Raw genomic sequence first — 22,391 nt, forward strand, 5'->3', positions numbered from 1 at the left:
GCCGGGCATCCTGTGGTTCCCTGGCAGTCATCCCGCCCGCGAGGGTCAGGTCGTGGCGCGGACCACCAGGCGCGTGGGGAGGACGACGGAGCTGGTGTGGCGGCCGTCGAGGCGGGACAGGAGCAGTCGCGCCAGGGCCAGGGCCTGGTCCGCGACGGGCACCCGGACGGTGGTGAGCGCCGGGGTCGTGCAGGAGGCGGCGTGGATGTCGCCGAAGCCGACGACCGCCAGGTCTTCCGGCACCCGCAGTCCTTCTTCACGCGCCGCTCGCATCGCGCCGATCGCCAGCTCGTCCGAGGTGGCGAACAGGGCATCCAGGTCCTGGCCGCCAGACAGCAGCTCGCGGGCCGCGGCGGCGCCCGATCCGCTGTCCAGACCGGCGGGCGCGATCACCGGTCGCAGCCCGTCCTCGTGGAGCGTGGCCAGGTGCCCGGCGAGGCGGTCCTGTACGGCGACGAGGTCAAGGGGGCCGCAGATCACCCCGATGCGGCGGCGGCCCCGGTCGAGAAGGTGCCGGGCGGCCTCCCTCGCACCGCCCCCGTTGTCCACGTCCACATGCGGCACGAGGGAGGCGATCGCGGGCTTGCCGAGCAGCACCACCGGCACCCCGGTGCGGGCGAGCCGCTCGGTGAGCGTGTCCGGGCCGTCCGGGGGAACGAGCACGACCCCGTCGACCTGCCGCGCCTCCACATGCCGGATGATGCGCCGATGGCTTTCGGGCGTGTCGGCGAGCATGAGGGTGATCTGCTTGCCGGCTCCTTCCAGGACGCTGGTGACGTACTGCACGACCGCGGAGGTCAGCGCCTCACCGCCGTGCCGGGGGACCGACAGGACGAGCGCGACCGAGTCGGTCCGCCGGGTGACGAGGCTCCTGGCGGCGGCGTTGGGCACGTAGCCCAGCTCCTGCACGGCGCGCAGCACCGTGGCGCGCACATCGGGGCTGACCCGCGCCTCGCCGTTCACCACCCGCGAGACCGTGGCCCGGGAGACGCGCGCGCGGGCGGCGACGGTCTCGAGAGTGGGCCGCTTCGGCCGCTCCGCGCCGAGTCCGTTGCGCTTGACGACGTCGCGATACCACAGCGCGCTGTCCTTGAGCAGCCGCCGCTGGGTGGTGAAGTCGACGTGGACGATGCCGAACTTGCGCCGGTAGCCGTCCGCCCATTCGACGCAGTCGAGCAGCGACCACAGCAGGTAGCCGCGGACCCGGGCGCCCTCGTCGATCGAGGTGCGCAGGGCCCGCAGGTGCTCCTCGACGAAGCTGATCCGGTCGACGTCGTGGATGCCGTCGCCGGTCACGACGTCCTCGAAGTCGGCGCCGTTCTCGGTGATCATCAGCTCGGTCTCGGGATACTCCTCGGACAGGCGCCGCAGGAGCAGGGACAGGCCGCTCGGCATGATGGGCCAGCCCATCGCGGTGACGGCCGTCGGCACACTGCAGAACAGGACGCCCTCGCTGCCCGGGAAGGCCGGGTCGGCCGGGGCGCTGGGCTGGGCCTGCACCGCGATGGGCGTGTAGTAGTTGACCCCGAGCAGGTCGACGGGCCGCCCGATGACGTCGAGGTCCCCGTCGCGGATGTGGCCGAGCCCGGCGGTCCTCTCGATCAGGGGCAGCAGCTCGGCGGGGTAGCGGCCACGCAGCAGCGGCTCCAGGAACTGCCGGTTGTGCAGGGCGTCGATCCTCGCCACCGCCGCGGCGTCCTCGTCGGGGATGCCGGCGGACATGTCCCCGAGCTGCGCGGGGGTGAGGACAGGGGAGAGGTTCAGCACGACGCCGGCCCTCGCGGCGCCCTGCGCGCGCAGCGCCTCCAGGCCGAGCCCGTGCGCGAGCAGCATGTGGTGAGCGCTGACGAACGCGTCGGCCGCCGACCGTAGGCCGGGGGCGTGCACCCCCGAGCCGTAGCCGAGGAAGGCGGCGACCCACGGCTCGTTGAACGTGAACCAGGTGTCCACGCGGTCGCCGATCCTGTCGTACACGACGCGGGCGTAGTCGGCGAAGTGGCGGGCCGTATCTCGCGAGGTCCACCCGCCGCCGTCCTGCAGCGCCTGCGGCAGGTCCCAGTGATACAGCGTCGCGTACGGCGCGATGCCCGCCTCCAGCAACTCGTCCACGAGCCTGTCGTAGAAGTCGAGCCCCGGGCCGTTGACGCGGCCGTGCCCCTCCGGCAGCACCCGCGGCCAGCTGACCGAGAACCGGTAGGCGGCGATGCCCAGGTCCTGCATCAGCCGGACGTCCTCCGGATGGCGCGCGTAGTGGTCGCAGGCCGGGTCGCCGTACTCCCCACCCGCGAAGGCGTCCCAGATGGAGGGGCCCCGGCCGTCGCGGTCGGTGGCGCCCTCGATCTGGAACGCGGACGTGGACACTCCCCAGACGAAACCCTCTGGGAACAACGCGGTGCGCATCTACGCGAAACCCCCGGTGACTCGGTGAGCGCTCAGTCTGCCGCGTCGCGTGCCGGACCCGCCACTCAGACGGCCGCCACTCAGTCGGCCGCCGCCGGTCCCGGCCGGGAGGAGCGCGAAGCCTCCAGTGAGCGGGCCGCGGCCTCCACCGTGTCGCCCGCGCCCACGGCGAAGTCCCGGAGCAGGCCCTCGAAGCACTGCTCGGCGAGCGAGGAAGGAAAGAAATACCCCCCGAGTTCGAGCGTGACGAGACCGTGCACACCGCACCACGCCTGGTGCGCGAGCAGCAGCGGCTCGGCGGGACGGAACCGCCCGCTCGCGAGGCACCGCCGGATCGCCGAAAGCGGCGCCTGCAACGCCTGAGCCCCCCACCGCTGATCGTCGGATGTGGGAGTGAAGCCGAGCATCGTGGCGTACAGGCTGGTGTTCGCGAGCGCGTTGCGCCGGTAGGCGCGGCACAGCGCCATGAGGTCCGTCACCGGATCGGCGGTCTCCTGCACGCCGGCCAGGGCCCGGCCGAGCCTGGCGTAGCTCTCCCGTACGACCTCTGTGACCAGCTCGTCCATGCCGCCGAAATGCGTGTAGACCGCCATGGTCGACACCCCGACCTCGGCGGCCAGCCTGCGGGTGGTGAGCGCCTGGCGGTCTTCGGCCTCCAGCAGCCGGGCGGCGGCCTGCGGCTGGACCGGCGGGTGGCTCATCCTGGCCGGGGTCGCGCCGCGGCTGGCCCGCCACCTGCATGTCGCCGGCCTGCTGGGGCGGTTCGAGGTGTGCGGCACGGCGGACGAGGCGGTCGCCCGGGTGCGAGAGCCGTACGGGGGCGAACGTGGCGAGCAGGGGTGAACGGCGGTGAACGGCGCTGAACGGCGCTGAACGGCGGTGAACGGCGGTGAACGTGGTGAGACGCGCCCGAGGCGCGGCGAAGGCGGGGTCGGGGCGGGTCGTCGGCACATAATGAAGGGCGATGGATACGGACAGTGACCAGCGCGCCGATCGGGGGATCGACGTCAGCGTCGTCGTCCCGGCGTACAACCGCCGGGCGTCACTCGACCGTTGCCTCACCTCGCTGCTCGTGCAGCGAGTCGCCAAGGAGATCATTGTGGTCGACGGCGGCTCGCGGGACGGAACCCGCGCGCTGCTCCGCCTCTACGCCGCGCACCACCCCCGGCTGATCACCGTGATCCGGGACGCCCAGCCCGGCACGCCCGGCGGCGCCCGCAACCGCGGACTGGAACGAGCCGCCGGCAGATACGTCTTCTTCTGCGACGCGGGGGACCACCTCGCCCCCGACGCGCTGGCCCGCCTAGTCGCCGCGGCCGACGTGAACGGCGCCGACGTCGTTGTGGGGAAGGTCTCCGGGGCGCGCCGGGGATTGCGGGACAGCGCCGACAGGGCCTCCTTAGCGGCCGCCTACGACGATCTGTCCTGCTTCAAGCTCTTCCGCCGGGATTTCCTGGCACGGCACGCCATCCACTTCGACGAGACGCAGCGGCGCGGCGCGGACATGACCTTCACCGTCCACGCGTACTGCCACGCGCGGGTGATCTCGGTGGTCGCGGACGGGGACTGCTACCACGCGGAGGGCGGGGGCGAGGCGTCCACGCGGGATCCGCTCGGCTGGCTGCGCGTGGTCCGCACGCCCATCGAGGTCATGACGCGGCACGTGCCGCCCGGCGCGCTGCGCGACCGCCTGCTCCTACGGCACATACGCCGCGACGTGCTGGCCCAGCTCGGGACGCCGTTCCTGGCGGCCTGCGAGGCCGAGCGCGAGAAGATCGCCGTAGAGGTGGCCGACATCTGCGGCCAATGGGTGACGCCGGGCGTGCGCGCGGGTCTCGACGGCGTGGACGCCGCTCGTGTCGCCGCGCTCGACGACCCCGACCGGCTCGTACGGCTCGCGCTCGTCGAGGCGGCCCCGCTGCGGCACCGGCTGAATCGCGTCGAGTGGCGGGACGACCGCCTGGTGATCGAGGGGTGGGCCGCCCTCGTCGGCGCGGACGCCGGCGCGGACGGCGAATCGGACGACGCAGGTGCGAGCGGCGCGGCGCTGGCCTGCGCAGGTACGAACGGCGCAGGTACGAACGGCGCAGGGCTGGACGGCGCGGCGCTGACCGGCGCTGTCGGCCTGGTGGTGCGCGAACGCATGTCGCGTGAGGAGCGGGTGCCCTTCGTGACCCGCGGCGCGGCCGGATCCTTCACCGCCGTGCTCGACGTGGCCGCGCTGTCGCCCGGAGTGTGGGACGTCCACGTGGTCGTCGAGTGCGAGGGCGCGCGGAGGCTCGCCCGGCTGGGCTCCCGCCGCGACCCCGGAGCCGGCGTTCCGTCCGCTCATCTGGTGGGCGGGGTCGTCGCGGTGCCCTTCCTCACCCGGTCGCACGGCCACCTGGGCCTCGACGTCGGGGGGCACGTCGTCCGGGTCCCCGCCGTCGTACGGCTGTCGCGGGCGTGGTGGCGGGGCAGACGGCTGCGGGTCGAGGGACAGGCGCTGATGGGCGAGGAGGACGCCGCCGCGGCCGTACGGCACCTGATCTGGCGCGAGCGGGCGTCGGGGCGGGAACACCGCGAACGGGCGGTGGCTGTCGGGCCACGGGAGTTCGCGGCCGAGACGGCCGGCCTGCGGCCCGGCACCTGGGACGCCTACCTCGAACTCGCCCTCGGTGGTCCTCCGGTGCGCTTCCCGGTCAAGGTCGCCGACGCGGACGCGCTGGGCCGGCCGCTGCGGTGGTGGTGCGGCGCGCTGAGATGGGGAGGGGCGCAGTGGACCGTCCGGCCGTACGCCACGGCGGTCAACCGGCGGCTCAGCGTGTCGGTGCGGGTGGCGACCCCGTTGACCGTGGTCAGGCGGATGGTCAGGCTCCTGCGCCGGCACTAATTGCGAATCATTTGCAACTACAACCTGGTGCTCTAAAGTGAGGGGAGATTCGCCCGTTTCGAAGGGGTTATAGCCGTGCACGTGCCCGATGGGTTCTTCGACGTCCCCGTGTCCGTCGGTGCCGGGGTCTTCGCGGCCGCCGGAGTGGCCGTCTGCCTTCGGGGCGCCAAACGGGAGCTCGACGACCGGACCGCCCCCATGGCGGGCCTGGTGGCCGCGTTCATCTTCGCGGCGCAGATGCTCAACTTCCCCGTGGCGGCCGGCACCAGCGGTCACCTGCTCGGCGGGGCCCTTGCGGCGATACTCGTCGGGCCGTACACCGCCGTGTTGTGCGTCGCGGTCGTGCTGCTCGTCCAGGGGTTCTTCTTCGCCGACGGCGGGCTGACCGCGCTGGGCGTCAACATCACGCTGATGGCGATCGTGACATCGGTCGTCGGCTGGGCGGTGTTCCGGCTGATCACCCGGGGCGCGCCACGCGGGCGGACGGCGCTGGTGGCCGCATCGTTCGTGGCGGCGCTGGTCTCCGTTCCGACGGCGGCGCTCGTGTTCACGGGCCTGTTCTGGCTCGGCGGCACCGCGCCGATCGAGGTGGGCTCCGTGGCCGCCGCGATGGGCGGTGTGCACCTGCTCATCGGGCTCGGCGAGGGCTTCATCACCGCGCTCACCGTGAGCAGCGTGCTGGCCGTGCGTCCCGATCTCGTGTACGGCGCGCGCGGGATGACCAGGACGCTGACGCTGCGCACCGCCGATGGGGATGTCCAGGTCGGGCCGGCGGCTCCGGAGGCTCCCTCGGCCGGGACCGGCCTGCGGGGTCTGCGTCCGGTCCTGGTGGGCGGCGCGCTCGTGGCCGTGCTGCTGGCCGGCGTCGTCTCGTTCTACGCCTCCAGCGCCCCCGACGGTCTGGAGAAGGTGGCGGCCGACAAGGGCCTGAGCGCGCAGGAGAAGCCGCACACGGCGGAGCACGGCCCGCTGTCCGGATACAGCATCAAGGGCGTGGAGAACCAGCGGCTGTCCGGCGGCCTGGCCGGTGTGGCGGGCGTCGCGCTGACGGTCGTGGCCGGAGGCGGTGTGTTCTACCTCATCCGCCGGCGCCGGCGGGCGACCGACGCGATGGCGCCCGCGAGCGCCCGGTGAGTGCGCCGATGAACCCCGCGATGACGGGCATCGCGCCGATGGGCACCGCGGCGATGAGCCCCGCGCCGATGAGGCCGTGATCGCCCTGTCCGCGTGCGGGGCGGGGCGGGTCGGCCATGATGAGACGGTGAGTGTGAAGTGAGCGGCGGGCACCATCATCCGATCTACCGGCCCGCCGACACGCCCGTCCACCGGCTGCCGCCCCAGTGCAAGCTGGCGGCGGTCGTCACGTTCGCGGTGTTCGTGGTCGCCACACCGCGCGAGCGCCTGTGGGCGTTCGCCGTCGACGCGCTGCTGCTGGCCGCCGTCGCGGCCGCCGCCCGGGTGCCGGCGGGCATGATCGTGCGGCGTATGGCGATCGAGGTGCCGTTCGTGCTGTTCGCGCTGGCGATTCCGCTGATCGGCACGGGTGAGCGGGTCCAGGTGCTCGGCCTGTCGTTGAGCGCCCCGGGTCTGTGGGCGGCCTGGAACATCCTGGCCAAGGCCTCACTGGGTGTGGTCGCCTCGATCCTGCTGGCGGCCACGACCGAGCCGCGCATGATGCTGCTCGGCGCCGAACGGCTGCGGTTGCCCCGGCTGCTCGTGCAGATCGCGACGTTCATGCTGCGCTATCTGGACGTGATCCTCGATCAGATGCGGCGCATGCGGATCGCCAGGGAGTCACGGGGCTTCGTCGCCCGTGACCTCAGGCAGGCCCCTGTGCTGGCGAAGTCGGCGGGAGCCCTGTTCATCCGCTCGTACGAGCGGGGGGAGCGGGTCCACCTCGCCATGCTGAGCCGCGGCTACATCGGTGAGATGCCGACGATTAGGGATATATCAGCGACTGGGCGAGACTGGGCGATGGCGGGCGTGCTGCCTTGCCTCGCCGCGGTGACGGCCCTACTGGCGTGGAGCACGACATGACCTCCGGCAGCCCCTCGCTCACGGTGAGCAGGCTCGCGTACGCCTACCCCGACGGGACGCAGGCGTTGTACGGAGTGGACCTGACGATCGAGCGGGGGGAGCGGGTCGCCCTGCTCGGCCCGAACGGCGCGGGCAAGACCACGCTCGTCATGCACCTCAACGGCATCCTCACGGCCGGGCACGGGACGGTGGAGGTGGCCGGGCTCCCCGTGCGCGCGGACACCCTGCGGGAGATCCGCCGCCGGGTCGGGCTGGTGTTCCAGGATCCGGACGACCAGCTCTTCATGCCGACCGTACGCGAGGACGTCGCCTTCGGCCCGGCCAACCTCGGGCTGCGCGGCGCGGAACTCGACCGCCGCGTGCGCGACGCGCTGGAACGGGTCGGCATGCTGGACGCGATCGACCGGCCGCCGCACCACCTGTCCTTCGGCCAGCGCCGGCGGGTGGCCGTGGCCACGGTGCTGGCGATGGAGCCGGAGATCCTCGTCCTCGACGAGCCGTCGTCCAATCTCGACCCGGCGTCCCGCCGCGAGCTGGCCGAAATCCTCAAAAGCCTGGACGTGACGGTGCTGATGGTCACCCACGACCTGCCGTACGCGCTGGAGTTGTGCGAGCGTTCGCTCATCATGTCCGAGGGGGTGATCGCCGCCGACGGGACGACGCACGCGCTGCTCGCAGACGAGCGGTTGCTCGCCGCACACCGGCTGGAACTCCCCTACGGCTTTGCCGTCCCTGCTCAGCCGGGGTGATGAATAAGTAAAGTGGGCCGGAGCTGAGGAGGTCCCGACGATGAAGCTGCGGCTCGCGCGCCAATCGCTTTCCAACGCCGTGGTGGTGGTGGCCGTGGAGGGGGAGCTCGACCTGTTCACCGCCCCGTTCCTGCGAGACGAGATACGGGACGCCATACGCGACGACGGCCCGAAGCTTGTGCTGGACCTCGCCGAGCTGTCGTTCATGGACTCCAGTGGGCTCAGCGTGCTCATCGAGGCCTGGCGGCTCGCCACGAGCGAGGGCGGCGGGGTGTGCCTCGCCTCACCGCAGCCTCCGGTGGCCCGCATCCTGCGCACGACCGGCCTGGACCGGCGGATCAAGGTCTACCCCGACGTCGATACCGCGATTTTGCAGCATCCCGAGTAGAACTTCATTCGGTTCGCGCGTTAAGGTCCGGCTATGGATCTGAACGGAGCAGCAGCAATCATCTCGGGCGGTGCCAGCGGCCTCGGTGAGGCATCGGCCCGCGAGCTGGCCCGTGTCGGTGCGACCGTGGTCGTGGCCGACCTGAACGTGGAGCGCGGCAAGGCGCTGGCCGACGAGATCGGCGGCGTGTTCGCCCACACCGACGTGTCCGACGAGGCGTCGGTGCAGGCCGCGGTGGAGGCCGCGGTGGCCACCGGCAAGCCGCTGCGCGCCGTGATCAGCAGCGCCGGCATCGGCTGGGCCCAGCGCACCGTCGGACGGGACGGCTCGCCGCACGACCTGGCGTCCTACCGCAAGGTGATCGACGTCAACCTGATCGGCACCTTCAACCTCATGCGCATCGGCGCGGCGGCCATGGCCAAGACCGAGCCGGTGGACGAGGACGGCGCCCGCGGCGTCGTCATCAACACCGCGTCGGTCGCCGGGATCGAGGGCCAGACGGGCCAGGTGGCGTACTCCGCGTCCAAGGGCGGCATCATCGGCATGACCCTTCCCGCCGCCCGCGACCTCGCGGCCATCGGCGTCCGCGTGCTGACCATCGCCCCGGGCATCATCGACACCCCGATCTACGGGAAGATCGGCGACAAGAACGCCGAGGAGTTCAAGGCCAAGCTCATCGGGCCGGTGGCGTTCCCCAAGCGGCTCGGCAAGGCCTCCGAGTTCGGCCACCTGGTGCGCACGCTGATCGAGAACGACTACATGAACGGCGAGGTCATCCGTTTCGACGGCGGCATCCGCTTCCAGCCCAAGTAAGCCGAGTGAGGTCAGGTGTCCGAGGTGAACTCCGGGACGGCCGCTGAGCCGGACGAGGTGCTCGTAGAGATCGTCGACGGCGGCGTGGCCGTCGTCACCATCAACCGGCCCAGGGCCAGGAACGCCGTGAACGGCGCGGTCGCGCGCGGGATCGCGGCCGCCCTGGACGAGCTGGACGAAAGCCCCGACGTGTCCGCGATCGTCCTCACCGGGGCCGGCGGCACGTTCTCGGCAGGCATGGACCTGAAGGGCTTTCTCACCGGGGACATGCCGGTGGTCGAGGGCCGGGGCTTCGGCGGTGTCACCGAGGCGCCGCCGAAGAAGCCGATCCTCGCCGCGGTCGAGGGGTACGCGCTGGCCGGCGGGTTCGAGCTGGCGCTGTCGTGCGACATCATCGTCGCCTCCGAGGAGGCCAAGTTCGGCCTGCCGGAGCCCAAACGCGGCCTGGTCGCCGGCGCGGGCGGGGTCATGCGGCTGCCGCGCCGGATCCCGTACCACGTCGCCATGGAGATCGCCCTCACCGGCGATCACTACCCGGCCGCCCGGCTGTACGAGCTGGGGTTGGTCAACCGGATCACGTACCCGGGCGAGGCGCTCAACGGCGCGCTCGAACTGGCCCGCACGATCGCCGCGAACGCGCCGCTGGCGCTCGCCGCGACCAAGCGGGTCATCGTCGAGTCGGCCGACTGGCCGCTCGACGAGATGTTCCGCAGGCAGGGTGAGATCGTGGGCCCGGTCTTCACCTCGAAGGACGCGATGGAGGGCGCCGCCGCCTTCGCCGAGAAGCGCGCCCCCGTCTGGAAGGGCGAGTAACCCTCGCCTCATAGGCGACCGGCGGCGCCCCGCGCAGGGCGATGGCGGTCGCCTTCCAGCCGGGGGTCAGAGCGGGTCGCCGAGGGGGCCGTGCTCCTCCTCCAGGACGTCGGCCCAGTGGGCGGCCCAGTCCGGCTGGGTGCCGTCCGCGTCGGTGAAGCCGTACTCCCGGTACAGCCCCCAGGTGGCCAGGGCGCGTCCGGTCTTGGCCATGACGCCGGGGTCGGCGGCCAGGGCGGCGACGGCCCGTCCCAGGTAGGCGGGGGTCTCCGAGTGGGCGAAGTGCGGATCCTCCGCCACCGCGTTACGCCAGTCGGCCTCGGTCACGCCGAAGTGGTCGAGCACGGCCTCCGAGCGAAGGAACCCCGGGGTGACGGCCACGGCCGCGACGCCGTACGGCTTGAGCTCCGCCGCCTGGGCGACGGCGAGGCGGATCACCGTGGACTTGGCGATGTCGTAGAAGAACGAGCCGCGATAGCGGGCGGTGTTGCCGTCGGTGACCTCCACGACCAGGCCGCTCCGGCGGGCCACCATCAGAGGCAGCGCGAACCGGCTCGTGACGATGTGGGTCTCCACCGCCCGGTGCAGCAGCCGCAGGCCGGTGTCGAGGTCCTGCTCCCACAGCGGGTGCTCCCAGTCGGTCAGCCCGTCGCCGCCCCACACCGAGTTGACCAGGACGTCGAGCCGCCCGTCCTGCTCGGCGGCGATCCGGTCGACCAGGGCGCGCACCTCCTCCGGGTCGCTGTGGTCGGTGCGTACGGCGATGCCGGTGCCGCCGGCCGCGGTGACCCGTGCGGCGGTCTCCTCGACGGTCTCCGGGCGGTCCAGGTCGGAGCGGCCGGCCGTGCTGCTGCGGCCGGTGACGTAGACCGTGGCGCCCGCGGCCCCGAGTTGGACGGCGATGCCACGCCCGCCGCCCCGCGTGCCTCCCGCGACCAGGGCGACCTTCCCGGCGAGCGGCTGTGTCTCGTTCACGACATCTCCTTCGAACGGGCATGAGGCGAGAGGAGGGCGGTGACCGCCCGCCGTAGCCGCTCCGGCAGCGTGTCCTGCCGGTCGAGCGCCCACGTCAGGCCGGTGCCGGCGATCAGCGCCTGGACGGATCCGGCCAGTGCGGCGGTGTCGGTGCCGATCCGCAGTTCTCCCTCGGTCACCGCCTCGTCGAGCAGGGCCAGGATCGCCCTTCGCTGCGTCTCGTGGATGACCAGGGCGTACTCGTGCAGCTGGGGATCGGTGAGATCCATGCACAGGAACGCCAGGTGATTGGCGAAGCGCTCCGGGGTGTCCATGAGGGCCATCGACTCCTCGGCCAGCGCCACCAGCGCCGCCAACGGGGAGGGACGTCCCTGTCGCAGCCGCTCGTGGTGGGCCTGCGCCTCGTGCGCGGACTGCCGCGCCAGCGCCACCAGCAGGCCGCGCTTGGACCCGAAACGCTGCACGAGAGTGCCGGGCACGAGCCCCACCTCGTCGGCGACCGCGGCGAGGGTCAGCCCGGTGGGCCCCACCCGGCCGATCACCTCGGCCGCCGCACGCAGGATCACCGAATCGTCCACTCCGCGGGGTCGTCCCGCCACCGGTTCCTCCTGTTTATAAATGACTTTTCATTTATTAATACAGCCGCTCCGCCTGTTGTCGCAAGTCGACCGGCATGATCCGGGTGGATCCGGGCAGTCCGCTCGTTTGTGAGCAGGACTGCGTACGGTGAAACCATGAGTGATTCCGGGCCCGGGCTTCCCCGGCCGGGCCGGTCGATGCGGGAGCGGACGTCCACGCTGCTCACCGGCGCCCTCGGCAGCGCGATCCTGATGATCGTGCTCGTGGCGGTGATGTGGGCGATCGAGATCGTCGACTACATGGAGGACGGGCGGCTCGACAGGTATGGCATCGTCGCCCACGAGCCTGACGGTCTGCCCGGGATCCTGTTCGCGCCGTTCCTGCACGCGGGGTTCGCCCATCTGATGGCGAACTCGGTGCCGCTGCTGATCCTGGGGTTCGTGGCCGCGATCAGGGGGATCGGCAGGTTCCTCGCGGCGAGCCTGGTCATCATCCTGGTCAGCGGGCTGGGCGTGTGGTTCACCAGCGCGCCGGACACGCTGACGATCGGCGCGAGCGGCCTCGTCTTCGGATATTTCGGTTATGTGGTGGCACGGGGGTTGTTCGACCGCCGTGCCCTCGACATCGTGCTCGGCGTCGTGGTGGCCGTGCTCTACTACTCGATCCTGTGGGGGGCCCTGCCCACCCAGCCGGGTGTCTCCTGGCAGGGCCACCTGTTCGGCCTCATCGGCGGAGTGATCGCCGCCTGGCTGCTACGCCGCCGCAGGACCTGACGCGCGGACGGCTGCCGCATACCGATACCGGGCCGGAGGAAAAAGAAAAAGCCGACGGCCCGGAGACCGTCGGCGACATCGGCGGCCGCCGGAGGGGCGGCCGCCGTGAGAATCGTCAGAGACGCTCGACCACGTAGTCGACGCAGGAGGTCAGCGCCTCGATGTCGGCGGGGTCGACCGCCGGGAACATCGCGACCCGCAGCTGGTTGCGGCCGAGCTTGCGGTAGGGCTCGGTGTCCACGATGCCGTTGGCCCGCAGCACCTTCGCGACCGCCGCGGCGTCCACGGCGTCGTCGAAGTCGATGGTCCCGACGACGTTGGAGCGCTGCGCCGGGTCGGCCACGAACGGCGTGGTGTACGACGTCTTGTCGGCCCAGGTGTATAGCCGCGAGGCGGAGTCGGCCGACCGGGCGGTGGTCCAGGCGAGGCCGCCCTGGGCGTTCATCCAGTCGATCTGGTCGGCCAGCAGGAACAGCGTGGCGACCGCCGGGGTGTTGTACGTCTGGTCCTTGACCGAGTTGTCGATCGCGGTCGGCAGGCTGAAGAACTCGGGCACGAACCGGCCGCTCTCGGCGATCTCCGTCACCCGGGCCAGCGCCTTCGGCGAGAACAGCGCGATCCACAGGCCGCCGTCGGAGGCGAAGCTCTTCTGCGGGGCGAAGTAGTAGACGTCGAACTCCTCGGCGGAGACCGGCAGGCCGCCGGCGCCGCTGGTGGCGTCCACGAGGACGAGCGACTCGTCGCCGCTGGTCGGCCGCTTGATGGGCATGGCGACGCCGGTGGAGGTCTCGTTGTGGGTGAGCGCGTAGACGTCCACGCCCTCCTCGGCGACCGGCAGCGGGTGGCTGCCCGGCTCCGACTTGATCACTGACGGGTCGGCGAGCCAGGGGGCCTTCTTCGCGACCGTCGCGAACTTCGAGGAGAACTCCCCGAAGTTTAGGTGCTGCGACTTCTCCCGGATGAGCCCGAAGGACGCGATGTCCCAGAACGCCGTGGTGCCGCCGTTGCCCAGCACGACCTCGTACCCCTCGGGGAGGGAGAACAGGTCGGTGAGCCCGGCGCGGACGCGGGCGACGAGGTTCTTCACCGGCTTCTGCCGGTGGGAGGTGCCCATCACCTTCGCTCCGGCATCGGCGAGAGCGGCGAGCTGCTCGGGGCGTACCTTCGAGGGCCCGCAGCCGAAGCGGCCGTCGGCGGGCTTGATGTCAGCGGGAATCACGATGTCAGCCACGGTTCAAGCCTAGTGAGACCTGCGGATGCTCTAGACCATGGTCCGGATGGTGAGACATCATGGTCTCGTTTTAAGATCACGCACCATCCCAGCATGGACTCCACCCCCCGGGAGAAATCCGCGTGACCGATCCGCACGCTGTCATCGAGGCACTGGTTCGCAGGCCGTTCTTCTGGCGCGCCGACCGCCCCCTGCCCCTCGTCCTCGTGGTCGGCCGCGACGGCGGCGCCTTCGACGCGGCCCGGCGGCTCGCCGAGCCCTTCGAGGACTCCCTTCCGCAGGCCACCGTCCGAGCGGGGGAGTACGACACGCTGCGTGAACTCGTCACGGCGCTGGCGGGGGAGCACGGGCAGCTCGGCAAGCCCGTCGGCGGCTCGTTCCTGCCCCCGCCGCGGTTCCCGCTCGTCCAGTTCGTGCTGTGGGCGCGCCGCCAGCGCGAGGAGCCGCCTCCCGGGGAGCCGGTCGACGTGCCCGGCCGCACCTGGCCGCCCGACCCGCAGTCGCGTACGGGCCAGGAGGAGTTCAAGGACCGGCTCAAGGACTGGCGCAGGGGCAGGTACGGCGGGGACCGGGGGCGCAGGACCGCGGCGGACTTCCTCGGCCGCGCGGCCACCACCTGGGTGCCGGTCGGCACGCTCGCCGCCTGGTCGCTCGGCGGCGCCTCCGACCTGGTCGGCCTGATCCCGTGGGCGCTCGGCGTGCTCGTCGCCGTCGTCGGCACGTTGATCCAGGCCATGCTGTCGATCAGGGGGTCCTTCTTCAACGGCTGGTTCAGGAAGCAGCCCTACCTGGCCAGGAAGCCCTTCGAGCGCCTGCCGAAGTACGCGCTGCGCATCGCCAACGCGAGCGAGGCGGAGGTCGAGGGGCTGCTCGTCCACGCCCTGTGCCAGGACCTGCGCCAGGCCTACCAGAAGTGGCTGATCCCGTGGCCGAGCTGGGGGCGCGGCCTCTACGCGATGATGGTCCTCGACGCGCGATGGTCCGGCGACGTCAACGAGCGGTTCCTGCGAACGCTGGAGGAGTCGGTCGAGGAGACGGGGCTGCTGCCGCCGCTCCTGGTGCTGGCCGCGGTGCCCGATTCGTTCACGCCGGGCATCCGGCCGGTCACCGCGGGCCGGATGTCGGACCTGTCCACGCTGGTGGAGTCGTGGCGGACGGCGGCCCGGCGGCGGGTGCCGCCGTTGCGGCTGATGGTCAGCACGCCCGAGATCCCGCTGGACGACGACTACCGGCCGCGCCTGCTGGGCAGCCGGATGCGGGCGATCGGCTACTGGTGCGTGATGGCGCTCCTGCTCATCGGTCCTGTCGTCCTGCTCGGGCGCATCCAGCAGGACCGTGACGCGCACTGCGGCGGCCTGTCCTGGGGGGAGCGCGTCGGCAAGGAGTGCATCGGCGTCGTGAACGCCGATGGGCCGGCCCCGGGCGATCTCTTCCCCTCGGACGAGATAAGGAATCTCGTCGGCAAGATCGATAAGCACAACGCCGATGCCAGGAACGCCGGGACGTACGTGAGTGTGGTGCTGTTCGGCGAGTACTCGATCGCGCAGGACCAGAACGACAGCGCGTTCGTCGGGGCACGGGCGGAGCTCACGGCGGTGGAGGAGTACCAGGATGACGCCAATGGCACGCCCCGTCTTGAGGTGCTGGTGGCCAACGCGGGCACGAACTTCCAGCAGGGGGAGCGTACGGCGCAGCTCGTCAGCGAGATGGCGGCCGAGGACCCCCGGGTGCTCGGGGTGATCGGCTTCCAGCGCAGCGTCGGCGGCGTCGAGGACGCCATCCGGACGCTCGACGCGGCGAAGCTCCCGATGCTGGTGACCACGGCGACCGCCGACCGGCTCGCCTACGTGCCGGACGGCCCCGCCGACTCCGGGTCGAGCTACCCCTCGCCGTACGTGTTCCGCCTCGGGTCGTCGAACCAGCGGCAGGCGCGGCTGGCCGCCCGGTTCGCCCGCACGCGGCTTCTCGGCGGGGTGGACAAGCCGTCGGCGGTGGTCGTCAAGGACCAGACGGACGACGACAACTACACGAACAATCTCGCCGACGACTACGCGGACGAGGCGGGCGCGGTGGGGATCGCGGTCAGCGGTGCCGTCGGGTACAAGGACCGGGGGACGGGCATGGATCTGGCGGTGAGCCAGGCCTGCGGGCGCGAGCCCGACCTGATCTTCTACGCGGGCCGCGCGGCCGACTTCCTCGGCTTCCTGCAGTACGTCGAGGCCAAGGACTGCGGCAAGGAGCCGATCAAGGTCCTCGCGGGCGACGACGTCATCAAGGCGGTGGCCAACAGCGGCGCCGCGATCGGCGGCTACCGGCGCGTCCAGGTCTACTACGCGGCGCTGGCGAGCCGCGAGCTGTGGCGCGACCGCTCCTTGAAGGCGACGGGCTTCGTGCAGAGCCTGCTGAACGGCCGGCATCCGAAGGAGTCCGACGACAACCTCATCCTCAGCTACGACGCCGTGAGGCTCTTTTACGAACGCGTCAACGCGGCCTATCGGGGCGGCCTGCCCAGCAGGGGAGACGTGCTCTACCAGATCTCCCTCGTCTCCCCGCGGGGCAGATGGAACGGCTCGGGCGGGGTGATCTCCTTCGGCGCCACCACCCACGAGCCCGAGAACAAGGCCATCGCGATCCTGAAGGTGAACAGCTCCGGCAGGTCCGAGGTCGCGGAGCGCTGCGGGCGCCTGGCGGCCACCGAGCCCGAGGACACCAAGGAGATCTGCCGCAACCTCGACGGGGACGCCGAGGATCGGGAGGCCGCGAACGCCCCGGCGGCGGTCCCGTCCGTTCCCCCGTCGGCTCGCCCGTCCGTCCACCCGTCCGTTCGCCCATCCGCGAGCCCGCGCGACGCCGCCGCGGACTCCGGCCGGTGACGCGTCCTCCGGACACGGAAACGGCCCGCCCCTCGGGGAAAGGGCGGGCCGCCACGGGTGCTGACGGTGCGCGGGCGGGCCCGGCGGCCTCTCGGAGTTTGTGGCACGCCGCAGGGCCACGACCCGCGCTGACGCTCAGACCTTGCCGATGACCTCGGAGGCGCCGGGCACGTCGCTGATGGAGCGCTGCTTCGGGCCCACGTAGTCGGCGCTGGGGCGGACAAGCCTGCCCGTGCGCTTCTGCTCCAGGACGTGAGCGGCCCAGCCGGCGGTCCGGGCGCAGGTGAACATCGAGGTGAACATGTTCGACGGCACCTCGGCGAAGTCGAGGATCACCGCGGCCCAGTACTCCACGTTGGTCGCGAGGACCCGGTCCGGCTTGCGGGCGTGCAGCTCCTCGAGCGCGGCGGTCTCCAACGCGGCCGCGACCTCGTAGCGGGGCGCGCCCAGCTCCTTGGCCGTACGACGCAGCACGCGGGCACGCGGGTCCTCGGCCCGGTAGACCCGGTGGCCGAAGCCCATGAGCCGCTGGCCCTTGTCCAGCTCGCTCTGGACGTACTTACGGGCGTCACCCATCTTCTCGACGCCCTCGATCATGTGCAGCACCCGAGCGGGCGCGCCGCCGTGCAGCGGGCCGGACATCGCGCCGACCGCACCCGACAGGGCGGCCGCCACGTCGGCGCCCGTGGACGCGATCACACGGGCGGTGAACGTCGAGGCGTTCATGCCGTGCTCCGCGGCCGAGGTCCAGTAGGCGTCGATGGCCTTCACGTGCTTGGGATCGGGCTCACCGCGCCAGCGGACCATGAAGCGCTCGACGATGCTCTCGGCCTCGTCGACGCGCTTCTGCGGGACCATGGGCAGGCCCAGGCCACGAGCCGACTGCGCGACGAACGACAGAGCGGTCACCGAGGCGCGTGCGAGATCGTCGCGGGCCTGGTCGTCGTCGATGTCGAGCAGCGGGCGGAAGCCGTACGAGGGCGCGAGCATGGCCAGCGCGCTCTGTACGTCTACTCGGATGTCGCCGGAATGGACGGGAAGTGGGTACGGCTCCGCCGGGGGCAGCCCCGGCTGGAACGTGTTGTCGACGAGCAGGCCCCAGACGTGTCCATAGGAGACGTTGCCCACGAGCTCTTCGATGTCGACGCCCCGGTATCGCAGGGCGCCCCCTTCTTTGTCCGGTTCCGCGATCTCGGTCTCGAACGCCACCACGCCTTCGAGCCCGGGTTTGAAGTCGGACATTCTCGGCCGCCTCCCTCTCTTGTGAAGTCCAGAGCCTTGATGTCGAGATACCGGCGGGTCAATTTAACCCGCAGCGCCCGACTGCCGCGCCCCCGGCCCTACCCAACGGGGTTCCCCCAGGTAGGGGCCAGCGAGCGAGACATACATAGAGCACGGGAGAATATCTTTCCGTGGACAGCGCTTCGCACCTCCCCGGGCTCCGGCACAGCTACGAAGGTGAGCCCCTGCTCGAATCCGGCATGGCCGCCGACCCGGTGACGCAGTTCGCGCTGTGGTTCGCGGACGCGGTCGGCGCGGGCCTGCCCGAGCCGAACGCCATGGTCGTCGCCACCAGCTCCGCCGGTGGCCGTCCCTCCGCCCGCACCGTCCTCCTCAAGGGCTTCGACGAGCGCGGGTTCGTCTTCTTCACCAACTACGAGTCCCGCAAGGGCCGCGACCTCGGTGAGAACCCACGGGCGTGTCTGCTGTTCCCGTGGCATCCCATCAGGCGGCAGGTCCGCGTGGAGGGCTCCGTCGTACGGCTCCCGCGCGAGGACAGCTCCGCCTACTTCCACTCTCGCCCGTACGGCTCCCGCATCGGCGCGTGGGCCTCCCGTCAGTCGGCGGTCGTGGAGTCGAGGGAGCAGCTCGACGTGAGGTTCCGGGAGCTGGCCGAGCGCTGGCCGCAGGATCCGCCGCTGCCGGACTTCTGGGGCGGGTTCCGCGTGGTGCCGGCGGAGGTCGAGTTCTGGCAGGGCCAGACCGACCGCATGCACGACCGGCTCCGCTACCGGCGGACCGGCGGAACCTGGACGCTGGAGCGCCTCGCCCCCTGAGGCCTCGCCCCCTGAGGTCCCGCGTCCTGAGGTCCCGGGCCGTGATCTGATCAGGGCAGCCCGGCCGCGACCGTGAGATCGGCGAGGAAGCCGGAGTACGCCTCGTCCCTGTCGGGCGCGCGCAGGATCGCCGAGGGGTGAATCGTCGCCACGTAGTAGGCCCCCTCACGCCGGGGGACCGGCTGTCCCCGATGCCGGGTGACGCGGAAGTCCGGCCCCAGCAGGGCCCGGGCGGCCGTGGCCCCCAGCACCACCGTCACCTCCGGGTCCACCAGGCGCATCTCGGCATCGAGCCAGGGCCGGCAGGCGTCGATCTCTCCAACGGTGGGTTTCTGGTGAATTCTGCGTTTGCCGCGGGGCTCGTACTTGAAGTGCTTGACCGCGTTGGTAACGTACACCGCCTCGCGCTCGATGCCCGCCTCTTCGAGCGCCTTGTCGAGCATGCGCCCCGCGGGTCCGACGAACGGCGCGCCCTCGCGGTCCTCCTGGTCGCCCGGCTGCTCGCCGACCAGCATGAACCGCGCGTCGGGAACACCCTCGCCGAAGACCGTCTGCGTGGCGGCGCGGTGGAGGTCGCAGCCTTCGCAGTGTCGTGCGGCCTCCCTGAGCGCGGGCAGGCTGATCTCCTCTGGAAGGAATCGCTGGGCTCCGATGTTTCCCACCCTGGGTCGCTTCCCCAATAAGGTCGGCTGCGAACACGCGGGGAGGTCGTAGCATCGATTGACAAGGACTGGAGGAGCCTTGACCGCACACGGCCTGATCGACACGACGGAGATGTATCTCCGGACGATATTCGAGCTCGAAGAGGAGGGCATCGTCCCGCTCCGCGCTCGGATCGCCGAGCGCCTGCAGCAGAGCGGTCCGACCGTCAGCCAGACGGTGGCGCGCATGGAGCGCGACGGCCTGGTCAAGGTCGAGGGGGACAGGCACCTCAGCATGACCGCGCTGGGCCGCACGCTGGCCATCCGCGTGATGCGCAAGCACCGCCTGGCCGAGTGCCTGCTGACCCAGGTGATCGGCATGCCCTGGGAAGAGGTCCACATCGAGGCGTGCCGCTGGGAGCACGTGATGTCGGAGTCGGTGGAGACGCGGCTCGTGAACCTTCTCAAGAACCCCCGGGTGTGCCCGCACGGCAACCCGATTCCGGGCCTGGACGAGCTGGGAGTGCCGCAGTCCGGTTCGGCCGCAGATGAGATGGTGTCTCCTATGGTGACCCTCGCAGGTCAGGCTCCTGTGCCCGTTGTAGTGCGCCGAATCAGCGAACAAGTGCAAAGCGACCCGGCCGTGATGCTTAAACTCAAGCAAGTTGGGATACAACCCGGACGCGAGGTCACGCTCGCGGCGAGTGACAACGGTGTAACGGTGACTGGTGATGGTGAGGTGGGGACGACGACCGCCGATCTTCCGAGGGACGTCGCCTCACACGTTTTTGTCACCAGACGATGACGGAATGAGTTGTGCCTGGTTGAATCCCCTAGGGAGTCCTTTCATTTCTCGCGACCCAGCCTTCGCAGGAGCGCCCGTGCCCGGCATAGCGAACCCACCTCGTCAAGGGACGGTCGTGGCATGAGGCGATGGGGAGATCTGTCACAGGACGCCGACGACCACCTTTCGGCGGGTTCCGTTCTCGACCACGCGGAGATGGCCGTGGTCGTGACCGACCGGTTCAGCAATGTCCTGTACTGGAACCCCTTCGCCGAGCAGTTGTTCGGCCGTGTGGGCGCGCCTGCGGGCAAGGAGTCGCTGCACACCCTGGGGATTTCGGAGAAGGACCACCCGCTCGCGGCCGAGCTGGCCAAGCACGTGCTGCGCGGCGGCGTGTGGGAGGGCACGTTCGACGTGGCCCGCGGCGACGGCTCCACGATCTACGTGCGCGCGCAGGCCGTGCCGCTGCGACACCCCTCCGGCTCCGTGAGCGGCATCGTGATCACCGCCCGCGAGGCGATGCGCAGCAACGAGCGTGAGAAGGACCGCTTCGGCCTGCTTGAGCGGATCGGCGAGCGGCTCGCCGGCTCCCTGTACGTCGAGGAGACGCTCAACCGGGTCGCGGAGATGCTCGTCCCGCAGTTCGCCGACCACTGCTTCATCGAACTGGTCGAGGGCGACCGCCTGGTGCGCAAGGTCTCCACCCACGTGAACGGCTGGACCCCGCCGCCGGACACCTGGCGGCCGGTGGGCGCGGAGATCAGATACCCCCTCGGGCACTACGCCGAGAGCGCCGTGCGCCGCCAGGAGACGATCCTCGTCGAGGATCTCTCCCAGGTCAGCTACCCGGCGCCGAGCGAGGGCGCGGCCCGGCTGTGCGGCGAGATCGGGATGACCTCGGCCATCGTCGCCCCGCTGTGTGTGCGCGGCGAGACACTCGGCCTGATGTATCTCGGCCTGTCGAACCTCACGAACCGGCGCTCGCCCCACTACGACACCTTCGACCGCGACTTCGTCGGCGCCATCGCCACCCGCGTCGCGCTCGCCGTCGACAACGCGTTGCTGTTCGAGGAGGAGCGGCACACCGCCGAGTCGTTCCAGAAGCACCTGCTCCCGCGCCAGCCGCTGCCGTCGCTCGACGGCCTGGAGATCGCGGTCCGCTACTACCCGGCCGCCCCGCTCGCCTCGCACGGTCAGGGCATCCAGACCCAGGTGGGCGGCGACTGGTACGACGTGATTCCGTTGTCGGCCGGCCGCGTCGGCATAGTGATCGGAGACGTCGAGGGCCGGGGAGCCAAGGCGGCGGCGGTCATGGGCCAGCTCAGGGCCGCGTTGCGGGCCTTCGCCCAGGACGACAAACCGCCCGCCGACATCCTCGCCCGCCTGGACGAGTGGACCAGGATCGTCGCCGCGCCGGAGCACGACGACTTCGGCGCCGACATCACCAACCCGCCGATCGTCACCTGCCAGTACATGGTGTACGACGCGTGGTCGAGGCAGCTGTCGTTCGCCAACGCCGGGCACGCGCCCCCACTGCTGATCGTGGAGGGCGAGGTCAGAGACCTGGACATCACCGAGGTCGGCCAGCCGCTCGGGGTGCGGGCCAAGGGCATGCACGCCGACCTGGTCTACAAGGAGGAGACGAGGGTTCTGCCGCCCGGCGCGACCCTGCTTCTCTACACCGACGGCCTGGTCGATCGCAGGCCGCCGCGCGACTCCGCCACGGGCGTCCCCGGCGACGACGAGGCGCTCGACATCCTGCGGGAGAAGCTCGCCAAGGCGTCGGGGGAGACCATCGAGCGCATCGCCGACCTGGCCACGGTGGCCGTCCCCGGCGAGATCGACGACGACATGGCCATCCTCGTCGTCCGTTCCGCTGGCGCGGAGCTGCAGTCCCAGGAGCGCACGTTCCCGGCCCAGCCGATCATGGTGAGCGAGGCGCGGCGGATGGCGTCGGAGGCCTTCGCGGGATGGCAGGTGCCCGAGGAACGCGCGGAGCTGGCCTGCCTGCTCGTCTCCGAGGTCGTGACCAACGTGGTCCTGCACGCCGCCAGCGCCAGCGTGCCGCGCCGCGAGCTGGTCTTCGACGGGCCCCCGCTGCCGTTCGACGAGTCGTGGGACGTGCCGGGCTTCGAGGAGGAGATCGCGGGCGACAAGGAGTTCACCCTGCGGCTGCGCAGGGGCGGGGAGTCCGTCTGGGTCGAGGTCTTCGACCAGGATCTGCGCCTGCCCCGCATCCGCAGCGCGGGGGAGAACGACGAGGGCGGCCGTGGCCTCTACCTCGTCGACCAGTTGGCGCGACGCTGGGGCTCCCGCCCCACCCACGAGGGCAAGGCGGTCTGGTTCGAGATCCCCATAGGCGGTCGTTAGGCCGTGGCCGCGCCCCCGCAGCGGGGGCGCGTCACG

Annotated in this window: 20 protein-coding genes; 13 read left to right on the forward strand and 7 right to left on the reverse strand. The window is 71.3% G+C overall.

Translation table 11 applies throughout. The features are described from left to right. Window positions 1-45: 45 nt before the first annotated feature. Both FLX07_RS38735 and FLX07_RS26845 read right to left on the reverse strand, forming a co-directional pair. Complete coding sequence (locus tag FLX07_RS38735) at window positions 46-2,400, reverse strand: GH1 family beta-glucosidase (protein WP_142574447.1); 2,355 nt, start codon at window positions 2,398-2,400, stop codon at window positions 46-48. A gap of 80 nt (window positions 2,401-2,480) precedes the next feature. After that, complete coding sequence (locus tag FLX07_RS26845) at window positions 2,481-3,101, reverse strand: TetR/AcrR family transcriptional regulator (RefSeq protein ID WP_142574448.1); 621 nt, start codon at window positions 3,099-3,101, stop codon at window positions 2,481-2,483. Here FLX07_RS26845 and FLX07_RS36650 point away from each other — a divergent pair. The 8 genes from FLX07_RS36650 (at window position 2,992) to FLX07_RS26880 (ending at window position 10,072) form a co-directional block, all read left to right on the forward strand. Next, a complete protein-coding gene (locus FLX07_RS36650; RefSeq protein WP_167748389.1) occupies window positions 2,992-3,243 on the forward strand; it encodes a hypothetical protein in 252 nt (83 codons plus the stop codon). The genes FLX07_RS26845 and FLX07_RS36650 overlap by 110 nt on opposite strands. A 121-nt stretch (window positions 3,244-3,364) precedes the next feature. Then, window positions 3,365-5,272 carry a glycosyltransferase family 2 protein gene (locus FLX07_RS26850; RefSeq protein WP_142574449.1) on the forward strand — a complete coding sequence of 636 codons (1,908 nt, stop codon included), beginning with the start codon at window positions 3,365-3,367 and terminating at the stop codon, window positions 5,270-5,272. 75 nt (window positions 5,273-5,347) lie between these two features. After that, window positions 5,348-6,406: an energy-coupling factor ABC transporter permease gene (locus FLX07_RS26855; protein WP_142574450.1), complete on the forward strand. Its 1,059-nt coding sequence runs from the start codon at window positions 5,348-5,350 to the stop codon at window positions 6,404-6,406. A gap of 138 nt (window positions 6,407-6,544) precedes the next feature. Further along, window positions 6,545-7,309, forward strand: a complete 765-nt coding sequence (cbiQ, locus tag FLX07_RS26860; RefSeq protein WP_142574451.1) for a cobalt ECF transporter T component CbiQ — start codon at window positions 6,545-6,547, stop codon at window positions 7,307-7,309. Beyond that, a complete protein-coding gene (locus FLX07_RS26865; protein WP_142574452.1) occupies window positions 7,306-8,058 on the forward strand; it encodes an energy-coupling factor ABC transporter ATP-binding protein in 753 nt (250 codons plus the stop codon). Before cbiQ ends, FLX07_RS26865 begins: the two co-directional genes overlap by 4 nt. A 40-nt stretch (window positions 8,059-8,098) precedes the next feature. Then, window positions 8,099-8,446, forward strand: coding sequence for an STAS domain-containing protein (locus tag FLX07_RS26870; protein WP_142574453.1), 348 nt, complete (start codon window positions 8,099-8,101; stop codon window positions 8,444-8,446). 33 nt (window positions 8,447-8,479) lie between these two features. Then, entirely contained in the window at window positions 8,480-9,259 is a 780-nt protein-coding gene (locus FLX07_RS26875; RefSeq protein WP_142574454.1) for an SDR family NAD(P)-dependent oxidoreductase, read from the forward strand. 15 nt (window positions 9,260-9,274) lie between these two features. Continuing rightward, complete coding sequence (locus tag FLX07_RS26880; RefSeq protein WP_229689520.1) at window positions 9,275-10,072, forward strand: crotonase/enoyl-CoA hydratase family protein; 798 nt, start codon at window positions 9,275-9,277, stop codon at window positions 10,070-10,072. Window positions 10,073-10,138: 66 nt separating this feature from the next. Here FLX07_RS26880 and FLX07_RS26885 read toward each other — a convergent pair whose 3' ends face one another. Continuing rightward, on the reverse strand, window positions 10,139-11,047 hold the full coding sequence (locus FLX07_RS26885; RefSeq protein ID WP_142574455.1) for an SDR family oxidoreductase: 909 nt from the start codon (window positions 11,045-11,047) through the stop codon (window positions 10,139-10,141). Then, on the reverse strand, window positions 11,044-11,646 hold the full coding sequence (locus FLX07_RS26890) for a TetR/AcrR family transcriptional regulator (protein WP_142574456.1): 603 nt from the start codon (window positions 11,644-11,646) through the stop codon (window positions 11,044-11,046). Before FLX07_RS26890 ends, FLX07_RS26885 begins: the two co-directional genes overlap by 4 nt. Before the next feature lie 135 nt (window positions 11,647-11,781). On the opposite strand from FLX07_RS26890, the gene FLX07_RS26895 reads away from it, so the two are divergent. Next, window positions 11,782-12,399, forward strand: a complete 618-nt coding sequence (locus FLX07_RS26895; protein WP_142574457.1) for a rhomboid family intramembrane serine protease — start codon at window positions 11,782-11,784, stop codon at window positions 12,397-12,399. Between the two features lie 115 nt (window positions 12,400-12,514). Here FLX07_RS26895 and serC read toward each other — a convergent pair whose 3' ends face one another. Beyond that, on the reverse strand, window positions 12,515-13,630 hold the full coding sequence (serC, locus tag FLX07_RS26900; protein ID WP_142574458.1) for a phosphoserine transaminase: 1,116 nt from the start codon (window positions 13,628-13,630) through the stop codon (window positions 12,515-12,517). A 122-nt stretch (window positions 13,631-13,752) separates the two neighbouring features. On the opposite strand from serC, the gene FLX07_RS26905 reads away from it, so the two are divergent. After that, window positions 13,753-16,503, forward strand: coding sequence for an ABC transporter substrate-binding protein (locus FLX07_RS26905; protein WP_142574459.1), 2,751 nt, complete (start codon window positions 13,753-13,755; stop codon window positions 16,501-16,503). 135 nt (window positions 16,504-16,638) lie between these two features. Here FLX07_RS26905 and FLX07_RS26910 read toward each other — a convergent pair whose 3' ends face one another. Continuing rightward, window positions 16,639-17,745, reverse strand: a complete 1,107-nt coding sequence (locus FLX07_RS26910) for a citrate synthase 2 (RefSeq protein WP_142574460.1) — start codon at window positions 17,743-17,745, stop codon at window positions 16,639-16,641. Window positions 17,746-17,915: 170 nt separating this feature from the next. Between FLX07_RS26910 and pdxH the strand changes: the two genes are divergently transcribed. Beyond that, window positions 17,916-18,560 carry a pyridoxamine 5'-phosphate oxidase gene (gene pdxH, locus FLX07_RS26915; protein WP_142574461.1) on the forward strand — a complete coding sequence of 215 codons (645 nt, stop codon included), beginning with the start codon at window positions 17,916-17,918 and terminating at the stop codon, window positions 18,558-18,560. 50 nt (window positions 18,561-18,610) lie between these two features. Here pdxH and FLX07_RS26920 read toward each other — a convergent pair whose 3' ends face one another. Then, the gene (locus FLX07_RS26920) at window positions 18,611-19,222 is read right to left on the reverse strand and encodes a UdgX family uracil-DNA binding protein (protein WP_229689521.1); all 612 of its coding nucleotides are present in this window, start codon (window positions 19,220-19,222) and stop codon (window positions 18,611-18,613) included. 79 nt (window positions 19,223-19,301) lie between these two features. Here FLX07_RS26920 and FLX07_RS26925 point away from each other — a divergent pair, with 79 nt between their 5' ends. Then, on the forward strand, window positions 19,302-20,006 hold the full coding sequence (locus FLX07_RS26925) for an iron-dependent transcriptional repressor DtxR (RefSeq protein WP_142574463.1): 705 nt from the start codon (window positions 19,302-19,304) through the stop codon (window positions 20,004-20,006). A gap of 120 nt (window positions 20,007-20,126) precedes the next feature. Next, window positions 20,127-22,355, forward strand: coding sequence for an ATP-binding SpoIIE family protein phosphatase (locus tag FLX07_RS26930; protein ID WP_142574464.1), 2,229 nt, complete (start codon window positions 20,127-20,129; stop codon window positions 22,353-22,355). Window positions 22,356-22,391 lie beyond the last annotated feature (36 nt).

It is taken from the genome of Microbispora bryophytorum (assembly GCF_006874465.1).
GTDB classification, from domain to species: Bacteria; Actinomycetota; Actinomycetes; order Streptosporangiales; family Streptosporangiaceae; genus Microbispora; species Microbispora bryophytorum.